The organism is Romboutsia sp. (genome assembly GCF_035470145.1).
Lineage (GTDB): Bacteria > Bacillota > Clostridia > Peptostreptococcales > Peptostreptococcaceae > Romboutsia_D.
Map to the genome: position 1 here is coordinate 15522 of NZ_DATIRC010000156.1, position 23809 is coordinate 39330.

The 23809-nt window shown below is 27.7% G+C and carries 19 protein-coding genes; 18 read left to right on the forward strand and 1 reads right to left on the reverse strand.

The features are described from left to right. Nucleotides 1-12: 12 nt before the first annotated feature. From VLM92_RS06010 to VLM92_RS06080, 15 genes are all read left to right on the forward strand, one after another. The gene (locus VLM92_RS06010) at nt 13-1038 is read left to right on the forward strand and encodes an ABC transporter ATP-binding protein (protein WP_325275437.1); all 1026 of its coding nucleotides are present in this window, start codon (nt 13-15) and stop codon (nt 1036-1038) included. Then, complete coding sequence (locus VLM92_RS06015; protein ID WP_325275438.1) at nt 1031-1972, forward strand: ABC transporter ATP-binding protein; 942 nt, start codon at nt 1031-1033, stop codon at nt 1970-1972. The genes VLM92_RS06010 and VLM92_RS06015 overlap by 8 nt, the downstream gene beginning before the upstream one ends. Nucleotides 1973-2390: 418 nt before the next feature. Next, a complete protein-coding gene (locus VLM92_RS06020; protein WP_325275439.1) occupies nt 2391-2813 on the forward strand; it encodes an NfeD family protein in 423 nt (140 codons plus the stop codon). Nucleotides 2814-2825: 12 nt separating this feature from the next. Next, nucleotides 2826-3824: an SPFH domain-containing protein gene (locus VLM92_RS06025; RefSeq protein WP_325275440.1), complete on the forward strand. Its 999-nt coding sequence runs from the start codon at nt 2826-2828 to the stop codon at nt 3822-3824. A 412-nt stretch (nt 3825-4236) separates the two neighbouring features. After that, nucleotides 4237-6264: a 1,4-alpha-glucan branching protein GlgB gene (gene glgB, locus VLM92_RS06030; protein WP_325275441.1), complete on the forward strand. Its 2028-nt coding sequence runs from the start codon at nt 4237-4239 to the stop codon at nt 6262-6264. A 67-nt stretch (nt 6265-6331) separates the two neighbouring features. Then, nucleotides 6332-7486: a glucose-1-phosphate adenylyltransferase gene (locus VLM92_RS06035; RefSeq protein WP_331681700.1), complete on the forward strand. Its 1155-nt coding sequence runs from the start codon at nt 6332-6334 to the stop codon at nt 7484-7486. A gap of 2 nt (nt 7487-7488) precedes the next feature. Next, nucleotides 7489-8619 carry a glucose-1-phosphate adenylyltransferase subunit GlgD gene (gene glgD, locus VLM92_RS06040; RefSeq protein WP_325275442.1) on the forward strand — a complete coding sequence of 377 codons (1131 nt, stop codon included), beginning with the start codon at nt 7489-7491 and terminating at the stop codon, nt 8617-8619. A gap of 19 nt (nt 8620-8638) precedes the next feature. After that, entirely contained in the window at nt 8639-10081 is a 1443-nt protein-coding gene (gene glgA, locus VLM92_RS06045) for a glycogen synthase GlgA (protein WP_325275443.1), read from the forward strand. A gap of 12 nt (nt 10082-10093) precedes the next feature. Further along, nucleotides 10094-12541, forward strand: a complete 2448-nt coding sequence (locus VLM92_RS06050) for a glycogen/starch/alpha-glucan phosphorylase (protein WP_325275444.1) — start codon at nt 10094-10096, stop codon at nt 12539-12541. Beyond that, a complete protein-coding gene (locus VLM92_RS06055) occupies nt 12519-14378 on the forward strand; it encodes a glycoside hydrolase family 13 protein (RefSeq protein ID WP_325275445.1) in 1860 nt (619 codons plus the stop codon). Before VLM92_RS06050 ends, VLM92_RS06055 begins: the two co-directional genes overlap by 23 nt. A gap of 202 nt (nt 14379-14580) precedes the next feature. Further along, entirely contained in the window at nt 14581-14994 is a 414-nt protein-coding gene (locus VLM92_RS06060; protein WP_325275446.1) for a single-stranded DNA-binding protein, read from the forward strand. Nucleotides 14995-15435: 441 nt separating this feature from the next. Beyond that, nucleotides 15436-16704 (forward strand): dicarboxylate/amino acid:cation symporter, encoded by a 1269-nt coding sequence (locus tag VLM92_RS06065; RefSeq protein WP_325275447.1) that lies wholly within the window; start codon nt 15436-15438, stop codon nt 16702-16704. 152 nt (nt 16705-16856) lie between these two features. Continuing rightward, nucleotides 16857-17954 carry a hypothetical protein gene (locus VLM92_RS06070; RefSeq protein ID WP_325275448.1) on the forward strand — a complete coding sequence of 366 codons (1098 nt, stop codon included), beginning with the start codon at nt 16857-16859 and terminating at the stop codon, nt 17952-17954. 71 nt (nt 17955-18025) lie between these two features. Continuing rightward, nucleotides 18026-18895 (forward strand): hypothetical protein, encoded by an 870-nt coding sequence (locus VLM92_RS06075; protein ID WP_325275449.1) that lies wholly within the window; start codon nt 18026-18028, stop codon nt 18893-18895. 236 nt (nt 18896-19131) lie between these two features. Further along, the gene (locus VLM92_RS06080; RefSeq protein ID WP_325275450.1) at nt 19132-19326 is read left to right on the forward strand and encodes a hypothetical protein; all 195 of its coding nucleotides are present in this window, start codon (nt 19132-19134) and stop codon (nt 19324-19326) included. A gap of 115 nt (nt 19327-19441) precedes the next feature. Here VLM92_RS06080 and VLM92_RS06085 read toward each other — a convergent pair whose 3' ends face one another. After that, nucleotides 19442-19705 carry a hypothetical protein gene (locus VLM92_RS06085; protein ID WP_325275451.1) on the reverse strand — a complete coding sequence of 88 codons (264 nt, stop codon included), beginning with the start codon at nt 19703-19705 and terminating at the stop codon, nt 19442-19444. 441 nt (nt 19706-20146) lie between these two features. Here VLM92_RS06085 and VLM92_RS06090 point away from each other — a divergent pair, with 441 nt between their 5' ends. The 3 genes from VLM92_RS06090 to VLM92_RS06100 all read left to right on the forward strand — a co-directional run. Continuing rightward, on the forward strand, nt 20147-21346 hold the full coding sequence (locus VLM92_RS06090) for a M20 family metallopeptidase (protein ID WP_325275452.1): 1200 nt from the start codon (nt 20147-20149) through the stop codon (nt 21344-21346). 201 nt (nt 21347-21547) lie between these two features. Next, nucleotides 21548-22573 (forward strand): BMP family ABC transporter substrate-binding protein, encoded by a 1026-nt coding sequence (locus VLM92_RS06095; protein ID WP_325275453.1) that lies wholly within the window; start codon nt 21548-21550, stop codon nt 22571-22573. 257 nt (nt 22574-22830) lie between these two features. Beyond that, nucleotides 22831-23809, forward strand: a 979-nt coding sequence (locus tag VLM92_RS06100; RefSeq protein WP_325275454.1) for a ribonuclease J, incomplete at its 3' end; no start/stop codon positions are given.

Genomic DNA, 23809 nt, shown 5'->3' on the forward strand with positions numbered 1-23809 from the left:
GGGGATGATTACGTGAGTAATGTATTAGAAGTTAATAATTTAGTTGTAAAGTTTAAAACAGATAAAGGAGAAGTTCAAGCGATAAGAAATGTTTCGTTTAATTTAAAAAAGGGTGAAACCTTAGCTATAGTAGGGGAGTCGGGTTGTGGAAAATCTGTACTTTGCAAAAGTATAATAAAAATATTACCTCAAAATGGATATATAGAAGGTGGGGAAATACTTTTTAATGATGAGGATTTAACCAAAGTATCACAAAAAAATATGAACAGTATAAGAGGAAAAGACATATCTATGATTTTTCAAGATCCAATGACTGCTCTTAATCCAACTCTTTCTATAGGTAAACAAATATCAGAAGCTATATTAATCCACAATAAAATAAGTAAGCAAGAAGCTAAAAAAAGAGCTATAGAGTTAATAAAACTAGTTGGAATAGATAATCCTGAGAAAAGATTTAAACAATATCCACATCATTTTTCAGGTGGAATGAGACAACGTATTGTTATAGCTATAGCACTTGCATGTAATCCGAGTGTATTAATAGCAGATGAACCTACAACAGCACTAGATGTTACAATACAAGCACAGATAATAGATTTAATAAAAGATTTACAGAAAAAAATAGGTGTTTCAATTATATTCATAACACATGATTTAGGAGTAGTTGCAGAAATAGCAGATAAAGTTGCTGTTATGTATGCAGGAAAGATAGTAGAAATAGGAACAGTAGAAGAAATTTTTTATAATCCTCAGCATCCATATACATGGGGACTAATGTCATCTCTACCTACATTAGAATTAGAAGATGAGTTTTTATATAATATACCTGGGGCGCCTCCAAATTTACTAAACCCTCCAAAGGGAGATGCTTTTGCAATAAGAAATAAAAATGCTTTAAAAATAGATTACTTTGAAGAACCACCAATGTTTAAGGTGAGTGATACACACAGTGCATCAACATGGTTATTACACAAAGATGCACCTAAAATAAAGAAATCTATAAAAGTTAAAGGAGGGAGAATGGTTATAAATGAATAAAGAAAAAATATTAGAAATTAAAAATTTAAGTCAACATTTTAAATTAGATAAAAATACTGTTGTAAAAGCAGTTGATGATATAACTTTTGAAATTTATAAAGGAGAGATTTTCGGATTAGTAGGAGAATCGGGGTCTGGAAAATCAACTCTAGGAAGAAGTATAATAAAACTATATGAACCTACGAGTGGAGAAATAATATATAAAGGAAATAGAATATCGGATAAAAAAATATATAAAAAAGAAAAAAAGTATTTAAATAAAAGCATGCAAATAATATTTCAAGATTCAACTTCATCGCTAAATCCACGAATGACAGTTGCTGATATTATTGCAGAGCCTTTAAAAATACAGGGAATATATAATAGTAAAGAAGAACGATTAAATAAAGTATATGAAATGTTAAATTTAGTAGGGTTAGATAAAAGTTATATTAACAGATATCCAACAGAATTTTCAGGGGGGCAAAGACAACGTATAGGCATTGCTCGTGCCCTTTGCATAAATCCAGAATTTATTGTAGCAGATGAACCAATTGCATCGTTAGATGTATCTATACAGGCTCAGATTGTAAATTTATTCAAGAAATTGCAAAGAAAAAGAGAATTGACTTGCCTATTTATAGCTCATGACTTATCAATGGTTAGGCATATAAGTGATCGTATAGGAGTTATGTACAATGGAAAATTAGTAGAATTAGCAGAAGCTAATGAGTTATATAATAATCCAATACATCCATATACTAAATCTTTATTGTCATCAATTCCAATTCCAGATCCAAGATATGCTAGAAGAAGAAATAAGATAAAGTATGATAATAGTATGCATGATTACTCAGAAGATAAACCAAAATGGGTTGAAATATCTTCGGGTCATTATGTATATGCGTCTGAAAAAGAGTTATGTATATATGACCAAGAACTGAATATAATATAAGATAAAAATATGCTAATTATTTTAATAAAATATTAGCATATTTTTTATGCTTAAAAAATACCACATATTAAAATTAATAAACACTTACACAAATAAATATAAAAATTTATATAAATAGCCAAAAATGCATAGCTAAAGATATAGATATAACAAAAACTATAATTGAACATAAATAAGTAAAAAAAGGATTAATAATCCTTTTTTTATTAAATTAAACTATATTCAAATTTACCATGATATATACCTATTAATATGTCAAATTAATCTTTGATTTTTTTAGTAAGGTTTTATAGATAAAAAAGTATCATTAAAGGATTTTAAGTTTACATGTTTACAATAATGAAACTTATATATAATCGATAGATAATATAACAATAGTATAATACAATTGAATATATATAGTAGGGGGGGAATAGGCATGAAATTGATATGGTTAGCTGTAGCAATCATATTTGCTATAGGTGAAGCTATGACGCCTAGTCTAACATTAATATGGTTTAGTATAGGGGCAGTAGTATTAATATTTTTAAGCAGCTTTATAGAAAGTATATTAATACAGGTGGTTGTATTTGCTGTAATATCGATAGCTTTACTAGTAATAGCAACTAAGACGATAGTGAAAAATGATGAAACACATGAATATAACACCAACTTACAAGCGATTATTAAAAAAACAGGAGTAGTTAAGAAGGATATAATTCTAAATAAAACTGGAATAGTAGTTGTTGAAAATGAGGAATGGACAGCTATATCTTTAAATGGGGAGATGATAGAAAAAGAAGCTATTGTAGAAGTAGTAAGGATAGAGGGCGTAAAATTAGTAGTTAAAAAAATAAAATAAAGGGGGATTCAAATGATAGAATTAATAGTACCATTAGTTTTACCAATAGTAGTAGTTGCTGTAGTTGTAATAATAGGGTTATCCTGTGTAAAGGTAATTAAACAATCTAAAATAGGGATAATAATGAGACTTGGAAAGTTTAGAAAGGTAGCAGATACAGGAGTTCATTTTTTAGTTCCATTTATAGACCAAATGAGTTATATAATTGATTTAAGAGAAAATGTAGTAGATTTTCCACCTCAACCAGTTATAACTAAAGATAATGTAACTATGCAAATTGACACTGTTGTTTATTATAGAATTACAGATCCTGTAAGATATGTATTTGAAATAGCAAATCCAATTACAGCTATAGAAAATTTAACAGCAACAACTCTTAGAAATATAATAGGTGAATTAGATTTAGATGAGACATTAACATCAAGAGATATAATCAATACTAAGATGAGAGTAATACTAGATGAAGCAACGGATAAATGGGGAATTAAAGTAAATAGAGTAGAGTTAAAGAATATAATGCCACCTCATGATATTCAAGTAGCTATGGAAAAACAGATGAGAGCAGAAAGGGAAAGAAGAGAATCAATATTACAAGCGGAAGGTAATAAGTCATCGTCTATACTTCAAGCAGAAGGTGAAAAACAATCAGCAATATTAAGAGCAGAAGCTAAAAAGGAAGCTATGATTCGAGAAGCAGAAGGTCAAAAAGAATCTTCCATATTACAAGCACAAGGAGAAGCAGAAGCTATTAAACAAATAGCTATAGCTAAAGCACAAGGAGAAGCAGAAATGATATTAAGGGTCCAAGAAGCTACAGCTAAAGGGCTTAGAGAAGTATTTTTAGCTATGAAAGAATCTGATGTAGATGATAATATAATAGCATTAAAATCAATAGAGGCACTAGAAAAAGTCGCTCAAGGAAATGCTACTAAATTGGTATTACCTTCAGATACTGTAAACTTCTTAGGAACATTTAAGGGAATAAAAGAAGTGTTAGGTGAAGATAAATAAAGATTAAGATTATAAGGCCTTAAGATGCTATAAAAGTATTTTAAGGCTTATTATAATTTTAGCAAGGAATGTAAAAGTAATATTAATATGTTTTATTTTAGTGGCATATATATTAGAAAAAATATTAAACTCAATTGATAAAAAAATAACAATAACGGAGGGGAGAATGACAATTCGACCTTTAAAAATAGAAAACGTTTTCATAAAATAATATATAAAAAAGAAAAATTAAAATATTTATGCTAAATTATAGATATATGTATATATATATGTTTTAATATATCTTTTTGTGCTGAAATATAGAAAAAATTGACTGAATTTTACTATAATTCGATTGTGAATAATAAGACGTATTGAGATATAATTATATATTATACAAGGTACAAAAGAAAGGGGGAGATGGGTTTATATTATGGAATATAAAAAAGCAACTTATGATGAAATTCTAATTAATAATATACATAAATTTAAATTAGGACAGTCGTATGAGAGCTATAAGTTTATGGGGTGTCATATTGACAAAAAAAATAAAGGAGTTTCTTTTACAGTATGGGCTCCAAATGCAAAGGAAGTTTATTTAGTCGGAGATTTTAATAATTGGAATAATACCTCTCATCCTATGATAAATATAGGTAATAGTGGAGTTTGGAATATATTTTCGAAAGATATAAAAGAAGGTGACACATATAAATATAATGTAGTTGGTTGCGATGGAATTAGTAGATTAAAAGCTGATCCATATGCATTTTTTTCAGAAATTAGACCGAATACTGCATCTATTATATATGATTTAGAAAAATATAAATGGAATGATGAAAAATGGCAGTCTAAAAAGGTAAGTGAAAATAGTAGTAAGATTCCCATAAATATATATGAAGTTCATCTAGGTTCATGGAAGAGAAAATGGAACGGAGATTTTTTCTCTTATGAAGAATTATATGAAATGATAGAGTATGTAAAAGAGATGGGATATACACATATAGAAATAATGCCTATAACTGAACATCCATTAGATGAATCTTGGGGATATCAAGCAGTAGGATATTATAGTAGTAGTAGTAGATATGGAACACCAAATGAATTCAAAGCATTCATAGATAAATGTCATGAAAATGAAATCGGAGTAATTGTAGATTTTGCATATAGTCATTTTTGCAAAGATGATCATGGATTATATAAATTCGATGGCTCACCTCAATTTGAATATAAAGACCCATTAAAAGCTGAAAATATTGGGTGGGGAACTGCTCACTTTGATTTAGGAAAACCAGAAGTTAATAGTTTTTTAATTTCTAATGCTATATATTGGTTTAATGAATTTCATGTAGATGGAATAAGGGTAGATGCAGTATCAAGCATGCTGTATTTAGACTATGATATAGGTCAGTGGAAACCTAATAAATATGGAGGAAGAGAAAATTTAGAAGCTATAGATTTCTTAAAAAAGTTTAATGAAATTATTTATAAGTACACGAAAAATCCAATTATAATAGCAGAAGAATCAACTTCATGGTCTATGGTTACAGGACCAACATATAAAGGTGCACTAGGATTTACATATAAATGGAATATGGGATGGATGAATGATACTTTAAAATATATGGAAATGGATCCTATATATAGAAAATATCACCATGAGCTTATAACTTTCTCTTTTATGTATGCATTTTCAGAGAATTTTATTTTACCATTATCTCATGATGAAGTAGTACATGGAAAAAAATCATTATTAGATAAAATGCCAGGAGATGCATGGCAAAAGCTTGCGGGACTTAGAACATTGTATGCATATTATATGATTCACCCAGGAAAAAAATTATTATTTATGGGAAGTGAATTCGGACAAAATTTAGAGTGGAGATACGCATATGGTTTAGAGTGGGAATTACTAGAATTAGAACCTCATATATCTATGAAGCAATATGTTAAAGAATTAAATAATATATATAAAAATGAAAAAGCATTGTATGAAATTGACAATAGTTATGATGGATTTGATTTTATAGATCCACATAATAATGAACAAAGTGTAGTTGTTCTTATGAGAAAGGGTAAAAAATCTGAAGATTTTATTATAGCAGTAATAAACTTTACTCCAGTGGTACATTATGATTACAAAATCGGAGTTCCATATGCAGGAACATATGAAGAAGTATTTAACTCAGATAATAAAGCATATGGAGGTTCGGGTCAAACCATGGATGATTCTGAGCTATTTGCTAAGTATGAAAAATGGCATAATAAAGATTATCATATAACAATAAAAGTTCCGCCATTAGGAGCAACATTTATAAAAGGAAAAAATATAAATATAAATAAATTTGAAATACACAAGGAAGAAAAGATATTAATAGGTGGAAAGAATGAAAAAATAGGAATTATGAATAGAGAAGAGATTATAAAAAGCAAAGAAAATTCAATTAAAAAACAAGAACTGTAAGATTTTATAAAAATATATAAATTAAATTAATAATAAATTACTAATTAATATTTAAGGGGGATAACTAGTGAAAAAGGAAATGTTAGCTATGATTTTGGCAGGGGGCCAAGGATCAAGACTAGGAGTTTTTACAAAGAGAATTGCAAAACCAGCAGTATCGTTTGGAGGAAAATATAGAATTATAGATTTTGTATTAAGTAATTGTTCTAATTCAGGAATAGATACTGTAGGAGTTTTGACGCAATATAGACCATTAATTTTAAATTCTCATATAGGTATGGGAAGCCATTGGGATTTAGATAGAATAAATGGAGGGGTTTATATACTTCAACCATATATGAACGAAAAAGAAGGAAATTGGTATGAGGGAACTGCTCATGCCATACATCAAAATATGAATTTTATAGACAGCTATAATCCTAAATATGTGCTTATATTATCAGGAGACCATATATATAAGATGGATTATAGTAAAATGCTAGAATATCACAAGGAAAAGAATGCTAAAGCAACTATTGCAGTAATAGAAGTTCCATGGGATGAAGCATCAAGATTTGGAATAATGAACACTAATTCAGATGGAAGTATATACGAGTTTGAAGAAAAACCAAGTGAGCCAAAAAGTAACTTAGCTTCTATGGGTGTTTATATATTTGAGTGGCAGATGATAAGAAATTATTTTATTAAATCTAAAAATGAGAATTTAAATTATGATGACTTTGGAAAAGATTTAATACCTAAAATGCTAGAAGACAATGTAGGTATGTATGCATATCCATTTAAAGGTTATTGGAGAGATGTTGGTACTATACAGAGTTTATGGGATGCGAATATGGACCTCATAAGATGCAGAGAAACATTAGATTTACAAGATCCAAAGTGGAAAATATATACAAATACGATGGCTATGCCACCTCAATATATAGGTAAATATGGTAAGATAAATAAATCTTTAGTAGCAGATGGATGTGTTATATTAGGAGAAGTTGAAAACTCTGTTTTATCTCATGGTGTTATAGTGGAAGAAGATAGTAGTATAAAAGACTCTGTAATAATGCCTAATGTAAAAATAGGTAAAAATGTCATCATTGAGAAAGCTATGATAGGAGAAGGTGCAATAATAAAAGATAACGTAATTATAAGAAATTATAAAGATGAAATAAATGTAGTATCTGAGTATGAAGTAGTCAAACCGGAACTAGTACTAGAAGGGGGGATGTAACAATGATAAACGAATGTATGGCGATAATAAATTTAACTAAAAAGGGAGATCCGAGTATAGATAAGCTTAACTATGGTAGACCAATAGCATCTACTCCTATTGGAGGAAGATATAGAATTATAGACTTTGCTCTTTCTAACATGGTTAACTCAGGTATAACTAATGTTGGGATATTTGCTAAAGAAAAATATAGATCATTGACAGACCACATAGATAGCGGGAAAGATTGGGATTTAAGTAGGAAAAAAGGTGGTTTATCTATATTTAGTCCAGAAAATACAGAATCTCAAAATACTTATCCATATAGAAAAGGGGATATATATAACATATTATGTAATATAGACTATATAAAAAAAAGTGAAGAAGAATATATTTTAGTTTCTCCAAGTAGTATGATATGTAATATGGATTACTCTGAAGTTTTAAAATATCACAAAAAATCTAATAATTATATAACTATGATATACAAAAATATTAAGAATGCAAAATTAGATTTTAAGGGAAACTTAACATTAAACTTAGATGATAATAACAAAGTTGTAAATGTAGGAAGTAATATAGGAGCATTTGATATTGCTAATATATACATGGAAATGTATATAATGAAAAGAACCGATTTTATAGATGCAATATATAATTTAACAAATACAGGAGATTATTTATATTTAGAGGACTTCATAATTGAATCAGTAAAAAATGAGCAAGTTGGTGCTTATGAATATGATGGATATTTAAAATGTATAAAGTCTACAAAAACATATTTTGAAATGAGCAAAGATTTATTAAATATGGATATTGCTAGAGAATTACTTTATTCAGATAGAAAAATATTAACTAAAGAAAAAAATGAATCTCCAACTATATACACAGAAGATGCAAATGTAGAAAATTCTTTTATAGCTAGTGGATGTATAATAGAAGGTACTGTTAAAAATAGTATTATCTTTAGAAAGGTACATATAGAAAAGGGTGCAAATATAGAAAATTCTATAATAATGCAAAACTGTATAATAGGGCAAAACTCAGAATTACAAAATGTAATATTTGATAAAAATATAAACTTAACACAAGAAAAAGAATTAAAAGGAGACAAAAATTATCCTATTGTTATAGAAAAAAATATAAGTATTTAGTAAGAGGGGGAAATTTTTAGTGAAAGTTCTTTATGTAACATCAGAGTGTTGGCCATTTGCTAAAACAGGTGGCCTAGGGGATGTAGCATATGCATTGCCTAAGGCATTAAAAAAAGAAGGTGTTGATGTTAGGGTAATACTACCAAAATATTCGACAATGCCAAATTATTTAAAAGAACAACTAAAGGAAATAGCAGTATTTAATGTAAAAGTTGGGTGGAGAAATCAATACTGTGGGATTTTAGAGATGGAGTTAGATGGAGTTAAGTTTTATTTTATAGATAATGAGTACTACTTTAAGAGAGAAGGAGAAATTGCATATCTTTATGGCTATGATGATGATGCAGAAAGATATACTTTCTTTAGTAACGCAGTTTTAGAGGCTATATCTATTCTTAATTTCTATCCAGATATAATTCATATGAATGATTGGCATACAGGCATGATACCATTAACGTTGAAAGAAAAATTTAGTAATTTAGAAAAGTACAAAAATATAAAAACTATGTATACTATACACAATCTACAATATCAAGGAGTATTTGCAAATAAATTATTAGGAGATATATTAGATCTTCCGGATAAGTATCTTTACAATGGAGATATAGAGTACTATGGTGGAGTTAGTTTTATGAAATCTGGTATAGTTTTTAGTGATAAGGTAACTACAGTAAGTCCTACCTATACAAATGAAATACAAACTGAATTTTATGGAGAAGGATTAGATGGATTATTAAGATCAAATTCATATAAATTAAAAGGTATTTTAAATGGAATAGATTATGATTTAAATAATCCTGCAATAGATAAAGATACATTTGTTAATTATGATGTAAATAATATTGATAAAAAATTTGAGAACAAAGTTAAATTACAAAAAATACTAGGATTAGATCAAAATCCAGATATACCACTAATAGGAATAGTCTCTAGATTAGTATCACAAAAAGGCTTAGATTTAATATCTTATATTATGCCTGAAATAATGAGAGAAAATTTACAAGTGGTAGTTTTAGGTACAGGAGAACCCCAATATCAATCTATGTTTAACTATTATGACTCAAAATATCCGAATAAAGTTTCTGCAAGAATTACATTTGATAGCGCACTTGCACAACAAATATACGCAGGTAGTGATATGTTTTTAATGCCCTCATTATTTGAACCTTGCGGTATAGGTCAAATGTTAGCTATGAGGTATGGAACACTTCCAATAGTTAGGGAAACTGGAGGACTAAAGGATACTGTACGATCATATAACAAGTATACAGGAGAGGGAAATGGATTTAGTTTCCAAAACTATAATGCGCATGACATGCTTTATTGTATCCAAAGAGCTATAGAACTTTATAAAGATAAAGGGACATGGAGAAAATTAGTTATAAATGCTATGAATACAGATAGTAGCTGGAAAAAATCAGCTCAAACTTATATAAAGGAGTATCAAGAGATGTTAGATTAAAGGGGTGATTTGGTGGTCACAATTAGCAAAAAAAAGTTTAAACAAAGCTTTGAAAGTAAAATGTATAGTATATATGTTCATTCAATAGAAGAGGCTACTAACGAGCAGTTATTAAATGTTTTAAGTAGTGTAATAAAAGATATTATATCTAAAAAATGGACTGATACTAGATTAAGTTGTGAAAAAGAAGTTTATTATTTTAGTATAGAATTTCTAATGGGAAGGCAATTAAGATCTAATTTATTAAATTTAGATATAGAAGAGTCCATTAGAGCTGCATTAAATGAAATGGGTATAGATTTAGACGAATTAATAGAAGCAGAAGGGGATCCAGCTTTAGGAAATGGCGGTTTAGGAAGGTTGGCAGCATGTTTTTTAGATTCTATGTCATGTCTAAATATAAGTGGTCATGGTTATGGAATTAGATATAAATATGGATTATTTGAGCAAAAAATTGTAAATGGTTATCAGGTAGAAGTACCTGATAACTGGCTTACTCAAGAGTCTTATATTTGGGAAACGGTAAGACCAAATAAAGCAATCGTTGTTAAATTTGAAGGTGATGTTTATTTAGCAGAGCAAAATAACAAACTAAAAGTATATCATAAAAACTATATTCCAGTTATGGCTATGCCATATGATATACCCATAATTGGATATCATAATGAGTGTATTAATACACTAAGATTATTTAAATCGGAAGTTATAAATAGAGATTTTGGCCCTGTAACATCCAATGCAAGAAACTATTATGGTAGTTATGAAGACGCATTAAAATATAAATACTATACTGAAGAAATATCTCAGGTTTTATACCCAAATGACTCTAACTATGCAGGTAAATTACTAAGATTAAAACAAGAATATTTTTTAGTTAGTGCAGGAATACAAGACATAGTTAGAAAGTATAAGAAAAATAAATTAAACATATTAGATTTATGGAAAAATGTAGCTATTCATATAAATGACACACATCCAACATTATGTATACCAGAGCTTATGAGGATATTACTTGATGAAGAAGGATTATCTTGGGATGAAGCTTGGGATATAACAAAAAATACTATATCTTATACTAATCACACAATAATGGCAGAGGCTATGGAAAAATGGCCTGTAGAAATGATGAAAAAATTACTTCCAAGAATATATATGATAATAGAAGAAATAAATAGACGAGAGATGCAAGAGTTAAATTATAAATATAACGACTATCAAAAGGTACAAAGAATGAGTATTATTAATCATGAAAATATTAGTATGGCTAATTTATGTATAATAGGAAGTCATAGTGTTAATGGAGTTGCAAAACTTCATACAGAATTATTAAAAAATGAAGTACTAAATGATTTTTATGAGCATGAGCCTTACAAATTTAATAATAAAACCAATGGAATTGCACATAGAAGATGGCTTATAAGTTGCAATGAAGACCTTAGTGACTTAATTACAGAACTAATAGGAGATAGATGGAAAAAAGATACTTTAGAACTGAAAAAATTAGAAAAATATAAGGAAGATTCAAAAGTATTAGATAAGCTAAGTACTATAAAATACAATAATAAAAAAAGATTAGCAGATTTTATAAAGAAAGAATATGAGATTGAAATTAATCCAAATTCTATTTATGATGTACAAATAAAAAGGTTACATGCATATAAAAGACAATTACTAAATGTATTGCATATACTTCATTTATATCATGAATTACTAGAAAATCCAAACTTTGATATGGAACCTAGAACTTTTATATTTGGAGCAAAGGCAGCGCCTGGTTATTATTTAGCAAAGTGTATAATAAAATTAATAAATTCTGTAGCAACTAAAATAAATAATGATGATAGAATAAAAAACAAAATAAAAGTAGTTTTTGTAGAAAATTATGGAGTATCATTAGCTGAAATTATAATACCAGCTGCAGAAGTTAGTGAACAAATTTCTACAACAACAAAAGAAGCATCAGGTACAAGTAATATGAAATTTATGATGAATGGAGCAATAACACTAGCAACACTAGATGGAGCGAATGTGGAGATACATGAACAAGTTGGAGATGAAAATATAATATTATTTGGCCTTAAAGCATCTCAAGTATTAAATTACAACAAATATGGAGGGTATTCATCATTAGACTTATATAATTCAAATAGATATATAAAAAGAGTTGTAGATGACTTAATAAATGGATTTATACCTAATATGAGTAATGAAGGCAGAGCGATATATGATTCATTAATAACATATAATGATGAATATTTTGTATTAAGAGATTTAGAAAATTATATTGAGGCTCAACGTAAAATAAATAAACTATATAAGAAAAAAGAGGAATGGAATAGAATATCTTTAATAAATATAGCCAATTCAGGTATATTTTCTACAGATAGAACTATATCCGAGTATGCAAGAGATATTTGGTTTAAAGGGTGTGAGATGAATGGGGAATATAATAAAATATAATTCTTGGGAAGATAAGGCTCCTTTTGGAGCCTTAAAGCTAAATCAAAGTATGAGAATATCCATTAGTGGAAATGAAGACTACAATATACGCGATATTTCCTGGGTAATTTTAAAAGAAAATGTAGAACTAAGTAAAATAAGTTTGATAAGAGAAAGTAAAAAGTACTATCAAGGAGAATTTGATGGATTTAGTGAAGTTGGTGTTTATTTTTACTACTTTGAAGTAGATATTGAAATAGATGGTCAAAACCAAAAAAAATACTACGGAAAAAGTATAGAAGATGGAAGTTCATGTGAATACTTATATGAAAATTTAAATAAATATCAAATTACTGTATATGATGATTATGAGGTTCCGAACTGGTATAAAGAAGGAATATTATATCATATATTTGTAGATCGATTTAATAATGGGAATAGAACTAAAAAGCCTAACAATCCTAAAAAAAATAGTTTTATATATGGAAATTGGAGCGACACTCCAATGTATATAAAAGATAATGAAGGTAATGTGACTAGATGGGACTTTCATGGAGGGAATTTAAAAGGGATTATAGATAAGCTTGGATATTTAAAAAAGCTAGGAGTAAGTATTATTTACTTAAGTCCTATATTTGAAGCTTCCAGTAATCATAAATATGATACAGGAGATTATAAAAAAATAGATTCAATGTTTGGAGACGAAGAAATTTTTAAAGAATTGATAGATAAAGCACGAAAAAAAGGTATAAGTATAATATTAGATGGAGTATTTAGTCATACTGGAGCTGATAGCAAATATTTCAATAAATATGGACGATATAGTGAAATTGGCGCGTATCAATCGCAAAGTTCTAAGTATAGTTCATGGTATGATTTTGAACAATATCCAAATGAATATAAATGTTGGTGGGGAGTAAAAGAACTTCCTAATGTAAATGAACTAGATTCAAGTTATATGGATTATGTAATTAGAGATAAAGATAGTGTAATAAAAAAATGGACGAGTATGGGAGTTAAAGGTTGGAGATTAGATGTAGCGGATGAACTTCCAACAGAATTTATAAAAGTACTTAAACAGGAATTAAAAGAAGTAGATAAAGATGCTATTTTAGCAGGTGAAGTATGGGAAGATGCATCTAATAAAATAAGCTATGGAGAAAGAAGAAGTTATCTTTTAGGAAATCAGTTAGATTCAGTTATGGGATATCTATTTAGACAAAATGTAATTTTATTCTTAAAAGGAGAAATAACATCAAGTCATCTTAATAATAGATTTATGGAAATAAAAGAGAACTATCCAGCGGAAGCTTTTAAGTCTAATTTAAATCTATTAGGGACACATGATGTAGCAAGAATTAAAACAGAACTTAATGAAGATAAAGATATGGTTAAGTTAGCGGTTGGGATTCAAATGACTTTTGAAGGAATACCATATATATATTATGGAGATGAAGCTGGACTTTGTGGTAATGTAGATCCAGATAATAGAAGAACATATCCTTGGAAAAATGAAGATGAGGATATGATTGAATTGTATAAAGAAGCGATAAACACAAGAAAGAAATATGATACATTAATATATGGGGATACTCAATTTATAAATACGAAAAATGATGATGTATTTGCATATATGAGGTATGTGGAAGAAGAAAAAGTACTAGTAATGATAAATAGAAGCGAAAATACTCAAAATATAGAATTGAATTTTGATGAAAATGCATTAGAAGAAATAGATATAAAAAATAGTTCTAAGAAATATTTAGAAAGCATCTTCAGAGAAAATAATATATTCAAGATAGACTTAAAACCTAAGAATTTTAGAATATTTAATCTTAAGAATTTAATAGAAGTATAATAGAGAGATTAATTTTTTCAATATTTTAAGATCATATAAGTAGGCATTGATCGGTATTAGATTACTGATAATGCCTATTTTATAGTATATAGGCATATTTTAATATGATTAGAATCTAAATAAAGTATAAAGGAACTATTGTTTGTATATACTCCTAATAAAATACATAATTTATACAAATTAGAAAAAGGAAGAGATAAATATGAATAATGTAATTTTAGTAGGAAGATTGACAAAGGATCCAGAAGTAAAGTACGTAGGAGAATCGAATCATTTAAAAGCAGAATTTTCAATAGCTGTTAATAGAGACTATATAGAAAAAGATGGAACACGAGGAATTGATTTTATACCAATTGAGATATGGGGTAGACAAGCAGAACTTTGTGCTCAATATCTTCATAAAGGAAGACAAGTAGGTATAGAAGGCAGAATATTAATTGAAAAATATAAAAATAAAAATGGTGAAAATAGAGTATTTACTAAAGTTAAAGCAAATAGTTTTAAGTTTTTAGATTCTAAAAAGGAAGCTTCAACTAATAAATACTTTGAGAGTGTCACTGTATTTGAAAGTGTAGAAGATTATGATAAAAATGTTGAAGAAATATTACCATTTTAATAATTATCAATTACCAAAAATTATATATATACATATATAATTTTTATAACTTATAACAAATTTAAGAGGAGTATAGATATAACTTTATTAAAATTATTTTATAAAGTTATATCTATACTCCTAATTAAGTTATTAATAAATATAACTATAATAACCTTGATATAAATAAATATTAATTTATAAAATATTGAACAAAAAATTAAAATATAAAATAAAAGTTCGTCACTATTCAAATTAACGAATTTTTAGCTAGATTGATTAATTAAAGAGGGTGAAATTCAGAAATACTGAAATAATTAAGCTGAATATGATAAAAACTTTAAAAATAAAGGAAATAGAACTGATAAAATAATTAAAACTTTAATTTTTAATGAATTAATTTTAAAAATGGTGTATAATTAAATTATAAATACACAAAAGTTTCGAAAGGATAAGATGACAATGAGAAAAAAAATAACATTAACAAGTAAAATTTTACTAGGATTATTATTAGGATTTATAGTTGGATTAATATTGAAGCAATTACCAGGAGGATATATCAAGGATACATTAATATTAGGTGGAATATTTAAAATATTAGGTAGTGGATTTACTTCTGCTATAAAGATGATGGTAGTACCTTTAGTATTTGTTTCATTAATATGTGGAACGGCTTCTATGGGTGATGTAAAAAAGCTAGGTAGAATAGGTGGAAAGACAATGTTGTTTTATTTAGGAACAACAGCAGCAGCTATCGTAATATCACTTACTTTAGCTAGTTTATTAAAGCCAGGTATAGGACTTGATATGAGTAGTATGGTTTCAGGGGATGTAGCAATTGCAGAATCAAAATCATTAGTTGAAATAATATTAAATATTATACCAAGCAATCCAATTCAAGCTTTAGCAAGTGGAGAAATGCTGCAAGTTATATTCTTTGCATTGCTTATAGGTATAGCAATAAACGTAGTAGGTAAAAAAGCAGAACCTATTAAGATATTATTTGAAAGTGCAAATGAAATATGTATGAAAATGGTGTATATAATAATGTTATTTGCTCCATATGGTGTGTTTGCATTAGTAGCAGATACATTTGCAACAGTTGGAACAGATGCAATATTTGCATTGTTAAAGTATGTAGCAATTGTTATATTAGGATTGCTAATACATGTATCAATTATATATGGAGGATTATTTAAGGTATTCACAAAACAAAAGATTAAGCCATTTTTAAATAAGTTTACACAAGTTGCTGCAGTTACATTTTCAACTGCATCAAGTAATGCATCTGTACCAGTGAGTTTAGAAATTATGGAAGAACTAGGGGTAGGAAAAGCAACAAGATCATTTACAATACCAATGGGAGCTACTATAAATATGGACGGAACAGCTATAATGCAAGGTGTTGCAGCCATTTTTATAGCTCAAATATATGGGATAAACTTAGGTATGAATGAAATGATGACAATAGTACTTACTGCAACTTTAGCATCCATAGGTACAGCAGGAGTCCCTGGGGTAGGAATGATAATGTTATCGATGGTGCTTCAATCAGTAGGTCTTCCACTGGAAGGAATAGGATTAATAATGGGTGTTGAAAGAATCATAGATATGTTTAGAACTACGGTAAACGTAATGGGAGATAATATTTGTACGTTAATAATAGCAAATAGTGAAAAAGATTTAGATTTAGATTTATACAATAAGAACTCTGATAAGCAAATAGCATAGGTATTGGAGTACTATTAATTAAAATAAAAAAATAAAAGACTTGCTTAGGTTAGCTAACTAACTAAGTAAGTCTTTTATTTTTTTAGATATTAATAGAGTTGAATAAGCATATAAATTAATAGAGAATTGAATAAATATAGAGGAGAAGAATTATGAGTGAGAGTAGTAATTTTAAAGAAATTATGAAATTTGCAGGAACTTATATATCTGTGTGCATAGGGTCAGGATTTGCAACAGGTCAAGAAATCATGCAGTTTTTTTCGGCTCATGGAATGATAAGTATTTTATCTAATATGATTTGTATGATAATACTAGCCTATTGTGGGGCAAGCTTACTAGAAATAGGGAAAACTGTAAGATTAAAATCAAGTAGCGATATATTTACATACTTATGTGGAAATTGGATAGGTGGATTTTTCAAAATATTTATGCCTATGTTTTTCTTTTGTAGTTTTGTAGTGATGATATCTGGTGCAGGCGCTTCGATGAATCAGTATTATGGTATGAATAAAAATATAGGTTCTTTGATTTTAGCTATATCAGCATTTATATCAGTACTATTGGGAATGAATAAGGTTATAGATATTTTAGGGAATATAGGCCCTATGATTGTAATGATATCAGTTGGAGTTGGTATATTAACTATATCGAGAAATTATGAAACATTTTGCTGTACAAATCAAATAATTTCTAAATTGAATGTTACTAAAGCGGTAGATAATTGGTGGATGGCTAGTGTTATATACAGTGGACTTAATCTAATAATAGCGACCCCTTTTTTAGTAGGTGTAGGAGCTACAGCTAAAAACAAAAAAAGTTGTATTTGGGGAGGTATATTAGGTGGAGTAATATTTATGATTGCAGCAATAACCCTTAACTTAGGTATAATGTCAGATATACAAAATATATATATCAAGGAAATACCAACACTATATATGGCAGATAAGATAGGTCCTATAATTGGTATGATATTTTCACTTATGTTAATAGCTGGAATTTATACTACTGCAGTTCCTTTACTTTGGAGTGTATGTACTAGTTTTGCAGAAGAAAAGAGTAGTAAGTTTACTATAATAGCTATAGCTTGTACAGTTTTAGGATTTATTGGAGGTAGGTTGCCATTTTCAATGCTAGTTAATTTTATTTATCCATTATCGGGATTATTTGGGATAATTATAATAGGAGCTATTTTTATAAAACGTATAAAAATAAATATGTATGGTATTAACCTTAAAATTAAACGTTTATAATATGTATATACTATAAAACATATTAAAACTATGATAATATATTTACATCATAACTGCTAAGGAGAAAACAAATGAAAAAACAATTAGAAATAGACTACTCATTTGGATATGTATTTGATAAGAGTAAGCTAATAGTAATGTATCCAGTTGGAACTAACATAATAAATGAAGAAGAATATGAAATGGAAGTCGAAGTGGCATTTTTAGAAGACGGTATAGAAGTGGCATTTGAAGAAAGTGATATAAAGGAAGCTAATGAAGTTATAAAACCATTAGAAACATTCCTAATGAAACCAAATAAGATAATACCATTTGTAACGAGTATAAAATATGCTGATACTAAAGAGGAATTACCTAAATTAGTTAAGGAATTTGATGAAGAATATGAAATAAAAGAAAATTACATAAGTAAAGGATATGAAATAAAGGATATATATCATGTATTTGAAAATGTAGCAAAATATATACCTAAAGAAAATATAGATACATTGAATATATTAAAAATAGAATCTGATAAATTTGATATGGACAGTTTTATTAAAACAACAAGAATTAATTTAGATGAAGCTGTAGATGCGAATTTAATACCTGTTAATATGATTAAAAGTAGTTTGACAAATAGATTATTTATAAAATCAGATGAAAAAGAAACAAATAGTAAATATATAGTTTTTGCAACAGATATAAGTACATATTCAACAGGGATTTTATGCGCTAATAAAGAAGTAGTAAAAGATTTAAATGTTGATATGGGAGACTTAGAAATATCAAATACAAGGGACGCTGGTTATTTAGTTGAGGAAGTTGATGGATACTTAACTTTCAAAATAGCAAATTATAATAGTCAAACAGGAAATAATCGTCAAGTAGCTCAGATTGTTGACTATAGTGGTGTATTTAAACCAATGATGATTAATTTTATATATCAGTTTATTAAATAAAAAATTAATATAAAAATTTGAATAGTATATATTAGAAAAATTTATGGTTTTGATTACAATTTATAGATAAAGCAAATAATTAATAGCTAGTTAGTATATAAAATAAAGTATTGATATATCAATACTTTATTTTTTTGCATCAAAAATAAAATTTTTAAATAAAAATAAAGATTTTAGTGAATAAAAGTAGTAAAATAGATTATGGGAAAAAGTTTTCGAAGTTGGAGGCAAAATGTATGAGAAAAGTTATATGTATACATGAATTTAAAACTAAAAAAAGAAATAAAGAAATAAGCATGAAGAAAAGAGTAGCTATGATAGTAGGCACATCTCTTATAGTTGCATTTACTTTTTCATCTAGATATAAGATAGTACAACAGAAATATAAAAATAATAAATCTACATCAAATATAAGCTTACAATATATATAAATATAAAATAAAAAGATATTATTAATATCTAAAATGAATTACCAATAAGTGAAGAAAGTAATCTTTAATGTAATACCTTAATATATAAAAAGGACAGAATTTCTGTCCTTTTTAATTATCTATTTCCATGTATCAACAATAAATAAGCGCTACCAGCTAATAAAACATTAGAACCATCAATTCTAGCGATCGAAGAAGAGTTTTCCCAAACGAGACCATTTTCATCAACTTTACCAACAGGAGAATCATTTAAATGATGAGAATAAATAACGCCATTTTTATCAACTCTACCTACAGGGGTATCATCAAGATTATATACTATATTATTTTCATCAACCTTACCAATAGGACAGTGATGATATAGGTGATTATGAACCACATTATTAGAATCTAATCTTGCAATAGCTCTGTTATTATAAGGAAATTTAACCATTTCAATCATATTTAGCACCCACCCTTTATAAAAATAAAATTGTTTACTTAATTACATTAATTCTATGTTAAAAAAACTAATCCTTTAATAAAAAATAAAAATACATAATACATGACAGTTCATTATTAATAGCTTATATAATATATTTATGATTATATAAATAAAATAATTCTATATTTACATTAAATATAGAATTATAAAAGAGGTCGAATTAATATATGGAATACGTAATATTTTTAGTATCGATAAATAGTTAGTATAACTTATGAGTAATAAAAGTTATATAAAATTAAATTGGAATATAAAGGTTTGTTAAGCATAAATATTTAACACAGATGTTGTAATATATGATGTCTATCTTTCAAGGAATATAGAGGAGAGAATAACATGAACAAACAAACTGTACTTAAATATTGTGAAGATATTAAAGAATGGATAATTGATGTAAGAAGAGAATTTCATAAAATCCCAGAGTTATCATTAGAAGAATATGATACAAAGGAAAAAGTAATTAACTACTTAAAAGAAATTGAAATAGAGTATATAGATTTTAAGGAACATAATGGAATAATGGCATATCTAATAAATCCTAAAAATACAACAACTATAGGAATAAGAGCTGATATAGATGCATTACCAATTCAAGAAAAAACAACTCACTCATATAAATCAATAAATCAAGGAAAAATGCATGCTTGTGGACACGACGCTCATATAGCAATGTTACTAGGGGCATGTAAAATATTAAATTCAATGAAGGAAAAGTTAAATGTAAATGTTAAATTTTTATTTCAACCAGCAGAAGAGACGCTAGGAGGGGCCAAATTATTAGTACAGGATAAATGTCTTGAGAATCCTAAAGTGGATTATATGTTTGGTCTTCATGTAATGCCACACATTGAAACTGGATACGTGGAAACCAAATATGATACTTTAAATGCAAGTACTGATACATTAAATATAGTTATAAAAGGGAAAAAAGCACATGGAGCTTATCCTGAAAATGGAATAGATGCTCTAGTAGCAGCATCTCATATTATAACCGCATTTCAAAGTATAATAAGTAGAAATTTATCACCATTAGATAGTGCTGTTTTAACTATTGGAAAAATACAAGGTGGAGATGCTCAAAATATTATTTGTGAAGAGGTAAATATGAAAGGAACACTAAGAACTCTAGATAGTGATACTAGAAATTTTATGATTAATAGAATAAAATGTGTTGTAGAAAATATATCGCAATCATTTGGATGTAAAGGACAGCTTATAATAGATGATGATGGATATCCAGCAGTTATAAATGATAAAGAAATGGTGGATATTATAAGATATAATACAAAAGAAGTGTTAGGAGAAGATAAATTTATAATGAGAAAAAAACCATCTTTAGGAGGAGAAGACTTTTCATTTTATACAGAAAACTGTAAAGGAGTATTTTTTCATGTAGGATGTAGAAATAAAAAACGTAATATAATACATCATCTTCATACAGCAGAGTTTGATATAGATGAGGATTGTTTAATAATCGGTACTATGATGCATGTAATGAATACCCTATATTTTAATCAAAAAAATAATTTAGATTAAAATATAATTATTAATATTGATAAATGTATATGAAGATGTAAAAATCTAAAGAAATTAAATAAAGAAATCAAAATATATCTTTAAATTAGCTCAGAGAGACTAAAAAGATATTTGAATGGTTAAATTAATATAAAAATAATTATCCTTTTATCATGCAGATAAAAGGATTTTTTTAAAGTAACTATATTTGGAGGTTATGACATGAAATTAAAAAAAGTAGTATCACTATCATTAGCATTAGTTCTATCGGCATCATTATTAGCAGGATGCTCAAATAATGATAAGAATGAAGCAAAGGACAACAAATTAACAATAGCTATGATAACAGACGTAGCAGGTGTAAATGACCAATCATTTAATCAATCTGCATGGGAAGGTCTTCAAAAGGCAGAAAAAGAATTAGGTGTAGAAATTAAGTACTTAGAATCAAGACAAGACTCAGATTACGCAACAAACGTAGAAACTTTAGTAGATGAAGATGTAGATTTAATACTAGGAGTAGGAATGAAATTGGCACCAGCGATAGAAGAGGGAGCTAAGTTATACCCAGAACAAAAATTTGTTATAGTAGATGAAACATATAAAAATGTACCAGATAATGTAAAAGGAATATTATTTAACTCTCAAGAATCTTCATACTTAGCTGGATTAGTAGCTGGAAAAATGACTAAAACCAATAACATAGGATTTATAGGTGGTATGGAATTACCAGTTATCGAATCTTTCCAATATGGATATATGGCAGGAGCAAAGGAAGCTAATCCTAATATAGAATTACAGGTGCAATATGCAAACTCATTCACAGATCAAGCAAAAGGAAAGGCAATAGCTAACCAAATGTACTCAAAAGGTGCAGATATAATATTTACTGCGGGTGGTGATGTTGGAACTGGTGCTATAGAAGCAGCTAAAGAAAATGGAAAACTCGCAATAGGTGTAGATAGAGATCAAAGTAGTTTAGCACCAGATAATGTATTAACTTCAGCTATAAAAAGAGTTGATGTAGGAGTCTTTAATACAGTTAAAGAATTAGTAGATGGAAAATTCCAAGGTGGAACGACTGATGTATATGGACTTCAACAAGGTGCAGTAGGGATACCAGATACTACTAAGAACTTAGTTCCTCAAGATATAATAGATTATGTAAATAAAGAAGCTGATAAGTTTGAAAAAGGAGAACTAAAAGCTCCTAAAAATAAAGAAGAATATGATGCTATAGTAAAATAGTATGAATAGAAAAAAGCTACAAAGACTCGTAATGAGGATTTGTAGCTTTTTATAATTTTTACTTAAAAATAGAATTAATATATATATTTAGAGGAAAACTAATAGTAATGATAAGGTAACGTACTTAAAATTTATGATAAATAAGTAAAGAAAATATTACTGAGATAGTCATAATTAATGATCACTAGACAATCCTAAATAAAAATATAGTAAGAATTTATATACAATATAGAAATGAAAAAGGAGAGAAGTTAAATATGGATAATAGTAATGTTAGAATAATCCCGCTAGGTGGACTTGGGGAGATAGGTAAAAATATAACAGCTATAGAATACAAAGATGAAATAATAGTAATTGATGGAGGCGTATCTTTTCCAGATGAAGATATGTATGGTGTTGACTTAGTAATACCAGATATAAAGTATCTACTTGAAAATAAAGAAAAAGTAAAGGGAATGTTTTTAACTCATGGTCATGAAGATCATATAGGAGCTATTCCATATATATTAAAACAATTAAATATGCCAGTATATGGAACTAAACTTACATTAGGATTAGTTGAAAATAAATTAAAAGAACATGATATAGTAAACGAAGCTAAACTAAAACCAGTTAAGACAGGACAAACTATTAAATTAGAAAATATAAAAGTGGAATTTATAGGAGTAACTCACAGCATAGCAGATGCATGTGCTTTAGCTATACATACACCTTCAGGAATTATACTTCATACTGGTGATTTTAAAATAGATTATACTCCTATAGATGGACGAATGACAAACCTTAATAGAATAGCCGAATTAGGCAGAAAAGGTGTATTGCTTTTAATGGCGGATAGCACAAATGTAGAAAGAGGCGGACATTCACTTTCAGAAAAGACTATAGGTGAAACGTTAAATAGAATTTTTTCTCATGCAAAAGGGAGAGTTATAGTTGCTACATTTGCATCTAATATTCATAGAATGCAGCAAATTGCAAATGCATCAATAGCACAAAATAGGAAAATAGTTTTTAGTGGAAGAAGTATGGAAAATATTTCACAAGTAGCTATAGAACTAGGGTATTTACACATACCACAAGAGTACACTGTAGATATAGATGATATAAACAAGTACCCGAGTGAAGAAATAACTATAATAACAACAGGAAGTCAAGGGGAACCTATGGCAGGTCTTTCAAGAATAGCATATGGATCTCATAGAAAAATATTTATAGAGCCAGATGACTTGTTTATAA

Coding starts and splice junctions, on each gene's coding strand:
- VLM92_RS06075 (WP_325275449.1), top strand. CDS start 18,026: ATGAAAAAACAATTAGAAATAGACTACTCATTTGGATATGTATTTGAT.
- glgD (WP_325275442.1), top strand. CDS start 7,489: ATGATAAACGAATGTATGGCGATAATAAATTTAACTAAAAAGGGAGAT.
- VLM92_RS06095 (WP_325275453.1), top strand. CDS start 21,548: ATGAAATTAAAAAAAGTAGTATCACTATCATTAGCATTAGTTCTATCG.
- VLM92_RS06090 (WP_325275452.1), top strand. CDS start 20,147: ATGAACAAACAAACTGTACTTAAATATTGTGAAGATATTAAAGAATGG.
- VLM92_RS06055 (WP_325275445.1), top strand. CDS start 12,519: ATGGGGAATATAATAAAATATAATTCTTGGGAAGATAAGGCTCCTTTT.
- VLM92_RS06020 (WP_325275439.1), top strand. CDS start 2,391: ATGAAATTGATATGGTTAGCTGTAGCAATCATATTTGCTATAGGTGAA.
- VLM92_RS06065 (WP_325275447.1), top strand. CDS start 15,436: ATGAGAAAAAAAATAACATTAACAAGTAAAATTTTACTAGGATTATTA.
- VLM92_RS06015 (WP_325275438.1), top strand. CDS start 1,031: ATGAATAAAGAAAAAATATTAGAAATTAAAAATTTAAGTCAACATTTT.
- VLM92_RS06060 (WP_325275446.1), top strand. CDS start 14,581: ATGAATAATGTAATTTTAGTAGGAAGATTGACAAAGGATCCAGAAGTA.
- VLM92_RS06080 (WP_325275450.1), top strand. CDS start 19,132: ATGAGAAAAGTTATATGTATACATGAATTTAAAACTAAAAAAAGAAAT.
- VLM92_RS06025 (WP_325275440.1), top strand. CDS start 2,826: ATGATAGAATTAATAGTACCATTAGTTTTACCAATAGTAGTAGTTGCT.
- VLM92_RS06070 (WP_325275448.1), top strand. CDS start 16,857: ATGAGTGAGAGTAGTAATTTTAAAGAAATTATGAAATTTGCAGGAACT.
- glgB (WP_325275441.1), top strand. CDS start 4,237: ATGGAATATAAAAAAGCAACTTATGATGAAATTCTAATTAATAATATA.